This window comes from Staphylococcus edaphicus (genome assembly GCF_002614725.1).
Taxonomy (GTDB): Bacteria; Bacillota; Bacilli; order Staphylococcales; family Staphylococcaceae; genus Staphylococcus; species Staphylococcus edaphicus.
Map to the genome: position 1 here is coordinate 29,872 of NZ_MRZN01000019.1, position 16,373 is coordinate 46,244.

Annotated in this window: 13 protein-coding genes; 1 reads left to right on the plus strand and 12 read right to left on the minus strand. The window is 32.2% G+C overall.

What is annotated here, in order from left to right; all coding sequences use genetic code 11:
- The 10 genes from yfmH to rbfA form a co-directional block, all read right to left on the minus strand.
- Positions 1-1,293, minus strand: a complete 1,293-nt coding sequence (gene yfmH / locus BTJ66_RS10690) for an EF-P 5-aminopentanol modification-associated protein YfmH (RefSeq protein WP_099090943.1) — start codon at positions 1,291-1,293, stop codon at positions 1-3.
- The gene (yfmF, locus tag BTJ66_RS10695; RefSeq protein ID WP_099090944.1) at positions 1,293-2,582 is read right to left on the minus strand and encodes an EF-P 5-aminopentanol modification-associated protein YfmF; all 1,290 of its coding nucleotides are present in this window, start codon (positions 2,580-2,582) and stop codon (positions 1,293-1,295) included. Before yfmF ends, yfmH begins: the two co-directional genes overlap by 1 nt.
- Positions 2,583-2,592: 10 nt before the next feature.
- Positions 2,593-3,306, minus strand: a complete 714-nt coding sequence (locus BTJ66_RS10700; protein ID WP_099090945.1) for a GntR family transcriptional regulator — start codon at positions 3,304-3,306, stop codon at positions 2,593-2,595.
- Between the two features lie 2 nt (positions 3,307-3,308).
- A complete protein-coding gene (locus BTJ66_RS10705) occupies positions 3,309-5,759 on the minus strand; it encodes a DNA translocase FtsK (RefSeq protein WP_099090946.1) in 2,451 nt (816 codons plus the stop codon).
- A gap of 282 nt (positions 5,760-6,041) precedes the next feature.
- Positions 6,042-7,715 carry a ribonuclease J2 gene (gene rnjB, locus BTJ66_RS10710; RefSeq protein WP_099090947.1) on the minus strand — a complete coding sequence of 558 codons (1,674 nt, stop codon included), beginning with the start codon at positions 7,713-7,715 and terminating at the stop codon, positions 6,042-6,044.
- A gap of 374 nt (positions 7,716-8,089) precedes the next feature.
- Positions 8,090-10,183: a polyribonucleotide nucleotidyltransferase gene (gene pnp / locus BTJ66_RS10715; RefSeq protein ID WP_099090948.1), complete on the minus strand. Its 2,094-nt coding sequence runs from the start codon at positions 10,181-10,183 to the stop codon at positions 8,090-8,092.
- Positions 10,184-10,337: 154 nt separating this feature from the next.
- Positions 10,338-10,607, minus strand: coding sequence for a 30S ribosomal protein S15 (gene rpsO / locus BTJ66_RS10720; protein WP_002483448.1), 270 nt, complete (start codon positions 10,605-10,607; stop codon positions 10,338-10,340).
- Positions 10,608-10,710: 103 nt separating this feature from the next.
- Positions 10,711-11,682 (minus strand): bifunctional riboflavin kinase/FAD synthetase, encoded by a 972-nt coding sequence (locus tag BTJ66_RS10725; protein ID WP_099090949.1) that lies wholly within the window; start codon positions 11,680-11,682, stop codon positions 10,711-10,713.
- 12 nt (positions 11,683-11,694) lie between these two features.
- Positions 11,695-12,612 (minus strand): tRNA pseudouridine(55) synthase TruB, encoded by a 918-nt coding sequence (gene truB / locus BTJ66_RS10730; protein ID WP_099090950.1) that lies wholly within the window; start codon positions 12,610-12,612, stop codon positions 11,695-11,697.
- A 256-nt stretch (positions 12,613-12,868) separates the two neighbouring features.
- The gene (rbfA, locus tag BTJ66_RS10735; RefSeq protein ID WP_099090951.1) at positions 12,869-13,213 is read right to left on the minus strand and encodes a 30S ribosome-binding factor RbfA; all 345 of its coding nucleotides are present in this window, start codon (positions 13,211-13,213) and stop codon (positions 12,869-12,871) included.
- A 438-nt stretch (positions 13,214-13,651) separates the two neighbouring features.
- Here rbfA and BTJ66_RS10740 point away from each other — a divergent pair, with 438 nt between their 5' ends.
- Positions 13,652-14,524, plus strand: a complete 873-nt coding sequence (locus BTJ66_RS10740) for a hypothetical protein (protein WP_099090952.1) — start codon at positions 13,652-13,654, stop codon at positions 14,522-14,524.
- Positions 14,525-14,580: 56 nt separating this feature from the next.
- Here BTJ66_RS10740 and BTJ66_RS10745 read toward each other — a convergent pair whose 3' ends face one another.
- Both BTJ66_RS10745 and BTJ66_RS10750 read right to left on the minus strand, forming a co-directional pair.
- Entirely contained in the window at positions 14,581-15,579 is a 999-nt protein-coding gene (locus tag BTJ66_RS10745; RefSeq protein ID WP_099090953.1) for a hypothetical protein, read from the minus strand.
- Positions 15,580-16,052: 473 nt separating this feature from the next.
- Positions 16,053-16,373 (minus strand): transposase (locus tag BTJ66_RS10750; protein WP_193433028.1); only part of this gene is annotated, 321 nt, incomplete at its 5' end.

Here is a 16,373-nt window from a genome sequence, read left to right on the forward strand (position 1 = left end):
TTACTTCATCTCCAAACGACTATCAACAACTTGTATTAAATTCAAACATACTTTTGAAGTTTCATTAACACTTTCTAAGGTAATGCTTTCAACAATATCCATTAGGTCAAATAAACTTACACCTTCAAAGTATAATTTTGTATATTGATTGGCTATATACTCAGGAGAATTTAATCCTGAGATAAACTCTCCTATAAATTGTTTCTTCAGTAAGTTAAATGCTTCAACATCATCGAGTTTACCTTGGTTTCTTTTAATTTCATTTAATAATAATGCTTTTAATTTATCTGGATATTGTGTCGCACTTGTAATTACTGAAAAACTGTAAGTAGGTTCTAATACAAATTGATACCCAAAGGTTTCGTCAATGAGATCCTCATTAAGTAATGACTGATAAAAGTCTGTTTCTTCGCCGAATAACATTTCATAGAAAAATGTCATTTCTAAATCTCGCTTCACAAATGCGGCGTTTGGTTCATTTATTAAAGGTTTATTTTTAAACCCTAGCATCAATCTCGGTGATTGCAATTTCATAGACTCAGTAACATTTTGTTCATTTACAACTTCTTGCTCAATCAATGGATCTCTGACTATTTGTGGTTGCGCTGCTTTATTACGTTGATTTTCATGTGTTGCCACAACGTCATATATATGTTCCACATCCACATCACCAACAACAAAGAGCACCATATTGGAAGGATGATAGAACGTCTCATAGCATAAATATAGGTCATCTTTAGTGATTTCATAAATACTATCCACACTACCTGCAATATCAACACGAATTGGATGTGTGTCATACATCGCTTTTAATGTATTAAACATTAATTTATATCCTGGTTGTTCCTGATACATTTTAATTTCTTCAGCAATGATGCCTTTTTCTTTATCTACTGTTTCTTTTGTAAAATAAGGCGTTTCTACCATTGTTAACAAGCGTTTAAGGTTACGTTCCACATGATCTGTAGCACTAAAAAGATAGCTCGTGCGATCAAAACTTGTAAAGGCGTTAACTTGTGCATTATCTTCAGCAAATGCTGTAAATAGGTCTTCACTATTTTCATCATTTTCAAATAGTTTATGTTCTAAGAAATGCGCAACACCATCTGGCACAGTTACGAAATCCTCACTACCATGTGGTTTGAACTTATTATCTAATGAGCCAAAGTTTGTAGTATATGTAACAAATGTTTTTTGAAATCCTCTCTTAGGGATTATAAATAGTTTCAAGCCATTATTCAATTCTGCTTCAAATACGCGTTCATCTATTTGTTCATAATATGTTTCTCGCATCAGTCATTACCTCCCTTTGTCAAAATATAGATGGTATCTAATACAATATTCTGTGCAAATTGTTGTACATCTGCCTGGGTAACACTTTGAATACCATCAAAATAGCTCTCTTCTGACATAGGTTCATCCAATAATATGTTATTGTTTAAAATTTCAATTATACTTTTTGGTCTGTCATGTGACTCTTGTCTTTGTGATAAAATGACTTTTTTAGCTAATGCTAACTTATCATCATCAAATTGACCTCTTTGGAATTTTTCAAATTCTTGAATAATCGTATCTTTCGCGATTTCATATTTATCCGCAGACACACCACTCAATACAAACATGAATCCATTTTTTGCATCAATTTGTGAATGAATGGAATACGCCAGACTTTGCTTTTCGCGTATTTCATTGAATAAAACGGAAGACGGATCGCCTCCAAACATTACGTTAAAGACTACCATTGTAAAATATTGCGCATCACCATATTGTGCTGGCATTTTAAATCCTATGTTTAATTTAGCTTGATCTACATCGTCTTCTTCAACAATTTCTTGTGGTAATGTATGGATTGCACTTTTTGGTGGTTCTTGTGTTACTTCAAAGCGGAAAGGCTTAATATTAAAATATGTTTCCAATTGTGCTTTAACTTGTGTTTCATCTACGTTACCAACTACATATACAGCACAGTAGTCATTTTGTAACATAGATTGATATGTATGGTACAGCGTTTCTGGTGTCACACTTGCTATGTAATCAACTTGTCCCGTCGCCAAATGTTGGTATGGGTGTTCCCCAAACATAAATTTCAATAAATTTAAAAATGAAATTTGTGATTTATTATCGACCATTGCTTCTAATTTTTTTGTTAATAAGGATTTTTCTTGTGATACAAATACGTCATCAAATTTCTTCTCTGTAATTAAAGGATTCCATATCATTTCTTTTAATAAATCTAATCCTTTTTCAAATAACGGTGTTTGATCCTTCAAATACCGTTCATTGATTAATTCCAATGAAATTGTAATCACATGTTTATCTTTGAATTTTGATACAAAGCTATTCACATAAGCACCGTATAAATGCGATAAATGCCTATTGAATATTTTATCGGTTGGCCATTGCTTAGTAGCACGTACGAGTACTTTACTTAGAATTGAACGTGCGGTCATGGTGTTACTGTCTAACGGCGCCATAAATTTCAATGTGATTGTGGTCGTTTTAAATTTTGTAGTTGGCATTACTTTAATATGTTTGTCATTCTCTGTATTTTCTTTTTCCAAATTGTCATGCCTCACTTTCATAAATTTGTTATTATAATCTATTTTTAACCGTTTTAAATTTTACTAAACTACTTTTGAAATAATTAAAAGAATAAAGGATGGGTTGATCATCTTTATCATAATGAACTAATTTGAGTAACATCAGTCCTTCATGTGGAGAGGCGCCTAAGATATCTGAAATATGGGGTTCATAACTAATAGCTTCCATTTCAGTATCAGCATATGCCACTTTTTTCTCGGTATAGGCTTCTATAGCCCCTAATAATGATTCATCACTGCTTTGATATTGTCCACAAGTTAAATCGCTTGCTGGCACTTTATCTAAACAATAAACTACAGGTTGCTTATCGGCTGTTCTCACACGTTCTATAATAGTAACGTAAGCTTTATCAGGTATATTTAATCGTTTTGAATCTAAAGATGTAGCTGGCTTTTCATCAAAACTGATATATTCTGTGCCTGCACTATAGCCTTGATCTTCTATCATTCTACTTATACTTACAACTTCTCCCAAAGGATAATAGAATGGGTGCAGTGATTTAACACGTGCACCTTCTTCTAAATTATTTGATAAGACTTGTTCAGTTATTAATTCGTCTACGGCATCATAGACATCATCTGTTTTCACATTTAGTAATCTTGCAATAGCTAGATTACTTGGTAATGCTTCTCCATGTTGTAAAATACCTTCTTTAATTTGTTGTATCATCCACTCTTTAACTTTATAAACAGAAGTCAGTTCCATTTTTACACCTCATCACTATCTAGATCCACTAATATTTGTCTAGGTTTACTTCCTTTTTGTGGTCCAATAACTTGATTACGTTCTAAATCATCCATCAGTCTGGAAGCGCGGTTATAGCCAATTCTAAATTGTCTTTGTAATAAAGAAGTGCTCGCTTTTTGTTGTTCAATGACAAATAAGTATGCTTCATCATAAAGCGCATCTTCACTCTTCATTTCTGATTTTTCAACTGGTGCATCTGGTTCCATTTCTTTAACATAATTCGCTTTTTGTTGCTCTACGACGTAATTAACAACATCTTGTACCTCTTGGTCACTCAAAAACGCACCTTGTACTCTAGTTCTTGTAGAACCACCATTGGCAACATACAACATATCACCTTTACCTAGTAACTTGTCTGCACCACTACTATCAATAATCGTTCTAGAATCTATTTGAGAACTAACTGCAAAAGCAATTCTACTTGGTATATTGTTTTTAATTAAACCGGTAATTACATCAACAGAAGGTCGTTGCGTAGCAATAATTAGGTGAATACCTGCTGCACGCGCCATCTGTGTAATTCTTTGAATTGCATTTTCCACTTCTTTACCCGCTACCATCATTAAGTCCGCTAATTCATCTACAATAACAACGATATATGGCAATTCAGATTGTTTTTCATCGAGCTCAAGATTTTGTCTTCTAATTGCTTCGTTATAGCCTTCTATATTTCTTGTTGAAGAATGCTGGAATAAATCATAGCGTCGTTCCATTTCAGCTACAACTTTTTCTAAAGCTTGGGATGCTTTATGAGGATTCGTAACAACTGGTATTAACAGATGTGGAATCCCATTATATATATTTAATTCTACCATCTTCGGATCGATTAACATAAGTTTTACTTCATGTGGTTTTGCATTAAGTAAAATACTTGTGATAATACCATTTATACAGACTGATTTACCACTCCCTGTAGAACCAGCGACAAGTAAATGAGGCATTTTATTTAATTCTACTGTAATTGGATCACCTGAAATATCTCGTCCTAATCCAACTTCTAATTTGTTATGGGCAGGGAATTTTTCATCTAATACTTCTTTTAGAGAAACAAGTGAAATTTTATCATTTGGCACTTCAATTCCAACTGCTGAACGTCCTGGTATGGGCGCTTCAATACGGATATCCTTGGCTGCAAGCGCAAGAGCAATATCATTATGCAAGTTAACAATCTTGCTAACTTTAACTCCCTGTGCTGGTTGAATTTCATACTGTGTTACGGCTGGACCGATTTTGATTTGCGTAACTCTAGCATCAACTCCGAAATTTTTTAGTGTTGTTTCAAGTAGTTGGCCCTTTTTCTGAACTTCTGCCTTTGATGTTGCTTTCTGCTTTGCTGGTTGTTTAAGTAATGAAAGCGGTGGAATAGTATATGCCTCATTCTCAACTTCTCCTGCTTCAGAAATTGAATTAACTGCTTCATTCTGAGTGATTTCAGTTTCTTCATTATTATCTAAAGATTGATCTAATGAAGCCAAATCCGCATCATTACTTTCAATTGAATCACTTTGAACATTATCGTGTTCATGATTGCGCTTGTTTAAACGTTTACCTCTTGGGTTTTGCAGTTGTTTAGTACCTTCTTCTTCATTATCACTATGTCCATAAATTGGAATAGACAATTCCTGATTACTAGTTGGATTAGAAACTTCTTCTAAATCACTAACATCTTTAACTTCATCTTGTGAATCATTTGCTTCAAGTTGCTGTTGCTCACGCTCAGCTCTTTTTTCAGCTTTGATACGTGCATTTGCTTCTTTCTTAACTTTATTTTGTTTGCGCTTTTCTTTATAGTTAGCTGATACATCTTGGCTTTTCACTTTTAATTTTTCAAATAATATTTTAGAAACTTCTCTATGTTTTTGTTTTAAAAGTAAAATGATACTTGAAGCTATAAGAAGTATTGTCACGATTATAATACCTACAATTGAAATGAGTGGTATAAATATGGTTAATAAATAATGACCTAAAAGTCCTCCACCAAAATTCGGAAAGTTCGAATGCTTGTATGCTTTATAAACAAATGATAACACTGGCTCACGTTGAGCTTGTACCTTATCTGTAAAATAAAAAACAATTTGAGTAACTAATAATAATGCAACTTGTAAGACAATTGTGCCGACAGTTCGTCTAGTTTTGGGTAATGCTTTATAATATGTAATAAATAAAGTCCCAATCAAAATAAGTATATATGTTAAAAATCTACTATTTCCAAATAAATAGTTAAAGAAACTATCAATCATTGTTCCCACTATACCAAGTTGAAAAGCACCTAAAACGATAATGACAAATATGCCAATTGCCAATACGTATCTTAAAGGGCTATCTCCTTGTTGTTTCTTTTTATTTGTAGGCTTCTTTTTTGTATTTGCAGGCTTTCTCTTAGCTGTTGATCTTTTTTTCGTTTGTGCCAAATTTAACACCTTCTTTTCGACTCAGTTTTCAAAATGATATATTTTAATATGAAAGATCCAATTTTAAAATATGCCATTCATTTTCTATAGTTATTAATAATTCTGTATAAATAAAGTTTTATTATCTTACAATAATAACATAAAAGAGGTAAGACATTTAGCGCTCTTAGTGAATTTAAAGGTTAGATTAAAGGGAAAATTTCTTAACATGTCACCGCAATCTACTTTTAAATATATTTACCTAAGCGTATGTCTTAACCTCTTTGTTTAGTATAGCAATTATTAAATTTCTGAAATAACCGGAATAATCATCGGACGACGTTTTGTATTTTCAAATAATAATTTACTAATTTGATCACGCATACTCTGTTTGATTTCAGACCATTCGATGCGCTTTTCTTGTAAACCTAATTCTACAATTTCACGAACTTTTTCTTCAGCCTCGTTTAATAACGCTTCACTTTCTCTTACATAGACGAAACCTCTAGATTGAATCTCTGGACCAGCCGCAATTCTTCTGTTTTTTGGATCTAGCGTTACTACGGCAATAAATATACCGTCTTCTGCTAATAAATGACGATCTCTCAATACAATATTACCTACGTCACCTACACCGATACCATCGATAAGTACATTTCCAGAATTTACTTTTTCATTTAAAATCATTTCTTCTCCATTGTAATTAACGACATCGCCTTTTTCTACTAAGAATATCTTTTCAGGTTGAACACCTGCCTCATTAGCTAATTTAGCATGAGCGATTTGCATTTTAAATTCGCCATTTACAGGTATAAAGTATTCTGGTTTCATAATATTAATCATCATCTTCAATTCTTCCATGCAACCATGACTTGAAGTATGAATTTTTTTACTATTTGGTATAATTTCAGCTCCAGCGCGCACTAACTCATTTAAAGTATTACCTACAATTACTTCCATATTTGCAGAAGCTGTAATTGCTAAAAATACAGAGTCGCCTGGTTCAATATTCATAATTTTATGTTTTTTCTGAGCCATTTGACTAAGTGCTTCAACAGGTTCACCTTGCATACCTGTTGCAATAATAATCACTTCATTTTTAGGATAATTTTCAACTTCATTAATTGGAACTAATAAATCCTTCGAAATATCAAAATATCCCATTTTTCTAGCAATATTAAACGAGCTCTCAAGCGAACGTCCTAAGAATGATACTTTTCTATTTAATCTTTGTGCAAGATTTAATACTTGTTGAATTCTTATAAAGTTTGATGCATAACAAGAAACAATGAGTCTACCTTTTACTTTAGTAAATGCGTCATACATGTGTGATTCGATTACGTTTTCTGGCGTATTATAACCCTGCTTTTCAGCTTCAGTAGAATCACTGATTAAGGCAAATACACCTGCTTCACCAATCTCAGTCATCTTCTTCAAATCTGGTGCATAATGTCCTTGTAAACTTTGATCAAATTTAAATTCACCAGTATAAACAATTGCGCCATATGATGTATGAATACAAATACCTAAGCTATCTGGAATACTATGCGTTGTATTAAAGAACGTGACATTCACACCTTTAAAACGCATCACAGATTCGTTATTCACAGTATAATATCTAACTTTTTTATTCACATTTCGTGCTTTCATATTTTCTTTGATCAAAGCAATCGTTAACTTCGATCCATAAACAGGTGCATCGACTTGTTCTAACACGTAAGTTACAGCGCCTATTGCATGTTCGTGCCCATGCGTTAAAAAGATGCCTTTTAATTTTTCTTTATTTTCAATGACATATTGAATATCTGGAATAACAATATCTACGCCCAGCATTTCATCTTCTGGGAACATTAATCCAGCATCAAGCATAAACATTTCATCATCTACTTCGACGATATACATATTTTTCGCTATTTCTCCAACTCCGCCGAGTGGGATGATACGAATATTTTTATTTTTTTTCTTTATTAAACTCAAAATGTTACCTCCTATTTAATTTCCCCGTCCATATATAAACTCATAATTTATTATAAGTTAAAATGGGCTTTATGTACACTATTAAAGTAATTACAACAAATTCTTTATAACTAGATGAATTCAGTGATTACTTCATTTCACTTCGGCTATATTGTAATGCAATTGAAATTGAAATTCAGTGCCTGTTGTTTTTATAAGTGAATTTATATTTTAAAAATCCAGTCTATTTTCATATGTATAAAAAAAGAAACTAGCTAAAACTGTAATGTTGTATTTTCTACAATTGAATCGATGACATGCCATTGCAGAAAGTTACATTCAGTTAACTAGTCTCTCGCTATAATTACAAAAACATTCTATTTTAAATCAATCATTTATAATAGTACTTTATGTGATGCATTGACACGTCCTTGTTTATCAATTTCAGTTACCTTAATTTTGAAAGTGTCGCCTACTTTTAATACATCTTCAACTTTGTCAATTCGTTCATTTGCAATTTGAGAAATATGAACAAGCGCATCTTTTCCAGGGAATAATTCAACAAAGGCACCATATTTTTCAATACGTTTTACCTTACCTTCATAGACTTGGCCTACTTCTGCTTCTCGCGTAATATCTTCAATGATTGAACGCGCATGAGCAATCGCTTCTTTATCAACTGCGCCAATAAAGATTGTACCATCTTGTTCAATATCAAGTTTTACACCAGTTTCATCAATGATTTCATTAATTTTTTTACCACCAGGTCCAATCACGTCTCTAATTTTTTCTGGTTTAATCGTCATCGTTACTACTTTTGGAGCGAAAGCACTAAGTTCACTACGAGAAGTATCAATCGTTTGTAACATGTGATCTAATATTGCTAAACGACCTTCACGTGCTTGGTCTAATGCTTCTTTAATAATTTCTTTTGTTAACCCGTCAATTTTGATGTCCATTTGAATAGCTGTGATACCTTCAGCTGTACCTGCAACTTTAAAGTCCATATCGCCTAGTGCATCTTCCATGCCTTGAATATCAGTTAAGATTGTATAACTATCATCACGTGTTACTAAGCCCATAGCTATCCCTGCAACCGGTGCTTTTATAGGAACACCTGCGTCCATTAATGCTAATGTTGAACCACAAATGGATGCTTGTGAAGAAGAACCATTTGATTCTAACACTTCACTGACAATTCTTACAGTGTATGGGAAGTCTTTCAAGTCTGGAATAATGTGACTTAAAGCACGTTCACCTAATGCACCATGACCGATTTCACGGCGACCCGGAGATCTAACGGGCCCAGTTTCTCCTACTGAGTAATTTGGGAAATTGTAGTGATGCATAAAGCGTTTTTGCTGTTCTTCACCTAGCCCATCAAGGATTTGGTACTCACTCATTGAGCCTAAAGTTAGCACAGACAAAGCTTGTGTTTGCCCACGTGTGAACAAGCCAGATCCATGAGCTCTAGGTAACACACCTACCTCTGATTCTAGTGGGCGAATTTCATCTGTTTTACGTCCGTCTGGTCTAATTTTTTCTTCAGCAATTAATCGTCTAACTTCTTCTTTTACTAAGTCGTTTAGAATGCTATTTACTTCTTTGATTAATGTTTCATTATCTTCATCTGCTTCATCGATAAATTCTGTCGCTACTTTTTCTTTTAGCGCATCCAAATTTATGTCACGTTGTTGTTTGTCAAAAGTTAAAACTGCGTCCTTAAGCCCATTGGCTTCCGTGAGTTGCTTAACTTTTTCAACTAGTGACTCATCTTTTTCAACAGGAATGAATTCTTTTTTCACAGGTTGGATATGGTCTACGATTTCTTGTTGGAAATTAACCAATCGTTGAATTTCGCTGTGTCCAAAGAAAATGGCTTCCAGCATTTCACTTTCAGTGATTTCGCTAGCTCCAGCCTCAACCATATTCACTGCATCTTTATGTCCAGCCACCTCTAAATCTAAGCGTGACACTTCTTTTTGAGCTACTGTTGGATTAATAATATATTCCCCATCGATATATCCAACATTAACACCAGCAATAGGTCCTTGGAACGGAATATCAGAAACACTAAGTGCCATTGATGAGCCTATCATTGCAGCCATTTCTGGAGAACAATCTGGGTCAGCACTAAGCACTGTATTCATTATTTGTACATCATATTTATAACCTTTAGGGAACAGTGGACGAATAGGTCTATCGATTAAACGTGCCGTTAGAGTTGCTTCGTCACTTGGACGTCCTTCACGCTTCTTAAACCCACCCGGAATTTTACCTGCTGCATACATCTTTTCTTCATAGTTAACCATTAATGGGAAAAAATCGCCATCACGCGGTTCTTTAGAAGCCACTGCAGTAGATAATACTACTGTATCACCATAACGAACAAGTACGGCCCCATTGGCTTGTTTAGCAAGTTGGCCAGTTTCAATCGTTAATGATCTGTTTGCCCACTCGGTTTTAAAAACTTTTTTCTCTTGAGACATTATGAATCTCCTCTCATATATCTATTAGTACTATCATATCATTTCTTAGAATAATTTTATATTAGTATATCACTTTTTAAAAAACAGCTGTTCTAAATGATAAAAAAGGGAAAGGACCCTGAAGGTTCTTTCCCTAACAATATACGTCTTAAAATTAACGACGAATACCTAATGATTTAATTAATTCACGGTAACGTTGAACATCTTTGTCACGTAAATAGTTAAGTAAGTGTCTACGACGACCTACCATTTTTAATAATCCGCGACGTGAATGATGGTCTTTTTTGTGTTCACGTAAATGTTCGTTTAATGCAGTAATTTCTGCAGTTAAAACAGCGATTTGAACTTCTGGAGAACCAGTGTCCGCTTCGTGTGTACGATATTCTTTAATTAGTTCATTTTTACGTTCTTGTGAAATTGCCATAGTCAATTTCCTCCTTTAATTATTATTCGCCTTTATCCGAGCAAATCGTCGGAGTCTCGAACTGCCAAGGTAAAGGTGCTTAAATGTGTAAGACACATTCGACTTATATATTGTATGATATTTCATCACCAAAATCAACCGATAATAAGTATTTTGCTTTTTCTTTATCTTTATTCATCTGTTCAACTAAAGGATCTATGCCTTCAAATTTGATTTCAGGTCTTAAATAATGATGCCAAAAGACGGTTACACGTTCACCGTATATATTTTCACTAAAGTCGAATAAGTTCACTTCAATAACTACTTGTGCCTTCGAAGGATCGTGAAACGTTGGTTTAACACCAACATTAGCTACACCACGATAGATTTGTTTATTTGCGCCAATTTCCATACTCACCGCGTAAACCCCATTTTTAGGTAATACGTAATCACCACTGGGTTGCACATTAGCAGTGGGAAAACCAATTGTTCTACCACGCTTTTCACCTTGAACTACCGTTCCCTTTATACGATATCGATATCCAAGCTCATCGTTGGCCTTTTGTAAGTCGCCAGTTTTGAGTGATTTTCTAATATCTGTTGTAGATATTTTCTCAGATTCTATTTCTTGTTTACTTACAATCGTCGTATTAAATTCCGACATTTCATCTAGAATCATCATATTACCTTTACCAAATTTGCCGAAAGTGAAATCAAAGCCAGCAATAACTTCTTTTACATTATTTTTAATAATATATTCTTGAATAAATTCTTCTGCCGTAACGTCAGCAAATTTAGATGAAAAGTTAATGATTATACAATAATCTATGCCATATGATTCTAAAATTTCTACTTTGTCCTGAATTGGTGTTAAATAGTCTGTTCTCTTTAATTTTGGATTTAACACAACTGAAGGATGCGGATCAAATGTCATCACTGCTTTTTTTAAATTAGCTGCTTGAGCTTTTTCTTCTAAAGTATCAAACACCTTTGCATGGCCTTTATGCATACCGTCAAAAAAACCAAAAGCCATAGCAACTTCTTCCGTTATATATTGATTATCTTGAATTGGGTGAGCTACTTCTATCACTTTCATGCTACTACTCCTTTAGTTAAACACTTTTTTAGGTTTAATTTCATCAAGCTTTTCTGGATGAGGCTCATAAATTGCCAACACTTTAAGTGTTACATCATCTACCATTATAACGATTTCTTCAATCGTTTGCTTGAACTCAGATTTGTAAAACTTTTGACCGTTTAATATTTTTCTCTTAATGTCATCATCGTTAATTAAAATTTGCTTAATTCCTTGTAAACCATATTCTATAGGAAATAATTTCTCGTGTAACGCGTCATGCTCATGTAATGTCTTAATATCTTCAAGTGTTAGACTAGCGTCTATATCAAATCCTCCACTTTGTGTACGTGTTAATTTAGACATATGCGCTGGTAACGTTAGTGCTTTACCAATATCGGTAGCAAGTGTTCTAATATAAGTTCCTTTACCACATTCAACGATAATATCAAATTGGCAGGTATTGTCCTCAAAATGTAATTTTGATGTGCGTTTAATATGGTAAATATTTACTGTTCTCTCTGGTCTATCAACAACTTGATTGTTTCTTGCATATTCATATAATTTCTTACCGTTTACTTTTACAGAAGAATACATTGGTGGAATTTGCGTTATCTCGCCTTTAAATTGTTGTAACACATCGTCAATGACTTTATCTGAAATATCTCCTTCATTAATTACACTTTGCTCTAATATTTCTCCAGTCTGATCCTCAGTAGTTGTTGTAATGCCTATACAAACTGTGGCTTCATAAGTTTTTCCCATTTCCTTAATATAGTCACTCACTTTAGTTGCACTACCAATACATATTGGTAGTACGCCAGATACTTCTGGATCTAACGTACCTGTATGACCGACTTTTTTTGTTTTTAAAATTTTCCTCAACTTGAATACAACGTCGTGACTCGTTAATCCACGGTCCTTAAACACTGGTAAAATCCCATTATACATTGTCAATTCACCTTCAAAGTCTTAATTTTTATAATTTATACTTAAAGTAATTTGTATCGCTCAATTTGTCTATGTAAAAAAGAAGCGAGACAGAAATCAAATTATTCAATTTGACTTCATGTTCTCGCCTCAATAGTGCAAATAAATAATCTAAATACACTATTAAAATAAATGAAATTTCCAACTTATGCATTGATATCACTTATATGCATGTTTGCGTTACTTATATCATCAATCATGTCTAACTTATTAATAGTCAGTCTTTTTTATGCAAATCTTGAATCATTCTTTCTATTTTATTACCATAATCAATTGATTCATCATATTCAAAGTTTAATTCTGGAATAATCCGTAATCTCATTCTAGATCCGAGTTCGGATTTAATAAAGCCTTTAGCTTTTTCTAAACCTTTGAAAGTTTCAGCTTTTTCTTTATCATTACCTAAAACTGTTAAATAAACCGTTGCAATAGATAAATCATTGGTTAATTGGACATCGGTTATTGTTAAAAATCCGATTCTTGGGTCTTTGACTTTATTATTTGCAATATCCATGATTTCTTGTTTCATTTGTTCGCCTACACGTTCTGCTCTCATATTCATATTTTTCACCTCACATCTTTATCACTTCGTCAATTGTTTCCTTACTTAAAGATTATATGACAGTTTATTTCATGACGTCAAACAAATATTTTTACATTGAAAATCCTTTTTTATTATAGGTCCTTAGTTATTTTTCTATAAAATAACTTGCATAGTGCTTTAAAATGATACATATTGTATGACAGTTAAGCACAATTCCATTTCTTAACTGTCAATTTTTGAAACATTTTTTCAAATAAAAGCTATAAAAATATATTTAAATAGCCTAAATGTTATGTTTTTATGCTTAAGTGTAATGAATATTTATTTTTACGAAAATCATTATATCACGCTACATAATTGTATGATATTTTTAACAAAATTTAAAATATCGTGTTATAATATAAAGCTAATCAACATCATTTTGAGTTAATATTTTATTAGTAGGAGAGTACATTTTTGGAAAAACCAGAACGTTTTTTATATATTTACACCCGCTTAATTAACGGAAAAACTATAAATAAAGAAACCATGTCACAAAAATTAGACGTTAATATGCGCTCGATTCAAAGAGATATTAGTGATATCAATCATTTTATTTATGAAGATCAAGAATGGAATGGTCTCGATGGTGAGGTTGTATATGATCACAGCATTAAAAGACATCGGTTAGAAATTGGTAGTTATAATTTTAAAAATAACAGATTGCTGAACCTTATATTTCGAATGAAAGGTTTCAATCCTGTAATTCATGAAGACACATATAATCTCATTAGAGCCATGAATGTAAATTCAAATCTAGCAGAAAAACTTTTGTTTAATAAACTACTGAGTCAATTCAAAATTCTTCGTGAAGGTAATGAATCAACGTTAATTTATAAAATCCAATTAGCAATTGAAAACAATTACAAAATATCTATAAAACTTAATGATTCAGATATTTTGTGTGTTATTCCTATCTATGTTAGGTATTTTTCTAACTTATACTGGATGACTTACTTGCAAGATGGAGAAATTTTCACACTCGATTTATCAACAATTATTGATGTTAACCAAACGAGTCAAGTATTCGAACGAAGTGTCATTAGCGAAATTAAACCTGTAACAATATTAGTTAAAGATGACATGTGGGAAGAAATAAAACGACAATTTGTAATTTTAGATACTCAACCATCAAATCAAGGTAGACTAGTGAATCTTATTATTTCAAAAGAAGAAAGTTTACAATTAGCGTATGAGTATCCACAAAGCGTTATACTTCTTCACCCACAACACTACGTCGATGAGTTTAAACTCAAAATCAAATCGTTATTCAATCATTATCAGTTGTAAAAAAATAGCTTCCAGATGGCTGACCAAAGCACATACTGAAAGCTATTTTTTATTTATCAATTTGAATTAGAAAATTCATGCTTGATCGATTTCATTTTTCTATAAAAATCAGAATCTCCAGTTTCACGTGCTGCTTTTTGTCTTTGATTCCATTTATAATACTCTATTTTTGATAATTCTTGTTTTTTCTTTAAACGTGTCCGATGCTCTCTATAGCTTAATACATTACAAAGCGTGAGATGTCTGTTTTGTTTTGATGATAATACAAATAAATTATCAATTAAGTATTCACATATGTCACTTTCCGCAAAGTTTTTGAAAATCGATATATATAACTCTTCTTCACTTGCAATATAAATTCGTTTTTTATCATCTTTTAACATTTTAATCAATAACTCAAAATTTTGTAATTGTGATGGTAATTTATAATTAAATGATAAGAAATCTTTAGGTATGCCCGCGGTATGTCCAGTTTGATATGGGAAAAAATTAATGACCATTAATCGATTAGGATCAATATTAAAATATTTTAAAGTCGAAGCATTGCTATATAAATATTTTACAAACCATCTATGACGATCAATATAAGGTAAAAATAATTTTTGCCCATTGAATGTTAATTTACCTTGAATATCTAATAAAATTCTTCTTCTATATTCTATAGCTTCAGCTTCAGGCAATTTGAATTCATATGTTTTAAAATCGTTTTCGGGGTGCTTTTTTAATATAACAATATCGGCTATTTCAGGATTACCAAAATATGGTCTGGCAATTGCAGGATTTAATTCAGCATTTTCAAATGTAACTTTTTGTCTATTTTTATTAACAGTAACCTTACCGTTAGCGAAATCAATCATTTTTTTAAATTTTGGAATTTCCGTAAATTGGTCACCAAAGTGCTTCTTTAAATATTTTAAATCTTCAGGATGTAAAAATGCTGTAGTGTCATTATTTTCAATAATTTCTCGTAATGTCGATTCATCATAAATAGCATTATATCGACTTAAATATTGTTCCCAGAATTCATTTACTTCTTTTAAATATTCACTCATCATTTATAACCCCCTATATATTCTAAGTTTAATTAAGCACATAGACAACCAGTGTCAGCTGGTATGAATTAAGGTAATTTTACAATATTTTTTATCTTTAATTTAAGACTATAAATAGATGTTTTAATCATATAAAAGGACACAACAACATTTACATCGTTTTATTTTTTTGTTTTTAAATACTTCGATATCAAATATGTTTAAAAATTATATTGCTCAATAATCAAATCATAAATCGCAATATTTTATAGCTTTTGGAATATATATTATATTATAACTTAATATGTAAAATCAATATTAATTATATTTTTACAAAAAGTATATATATAAATATTAGAATGTAACCGATTTAAAAATAAAAAACCACGCATTTTTTAAAATGCGTGGTTCAGAACGTAGACAAACCTTGCGCAAATTAATGCGTAAGGTTTGTTTATTTTTATTTATATAGTTATTTTTCAAAAAACAGTGGTCTTTCAGACCATTGCTTGTCCTTTTACTAGCCACATTGCGATTTTTTTAAGATTCATGGCAGCACAAATTAGCGTGGTATCCATGGAAACTTTGTCATGTCCTCTATATCTCGTCCATCGCATACCATGCTGCTCTTTTGCATCACCAAATCTTCTCTCTATTGTTTGACTTCGCATTTTATATTGTTTTTTTACTGTATCCACAAACCTTAAATCTTCAACTATATCTAAATCATCTTGCCAAACATGTCTTCTAATTTGTTTTATGGCATCTTTATTTTCGGTACATTTACTTAATACCGGACAGTCTCGACATATTGAACC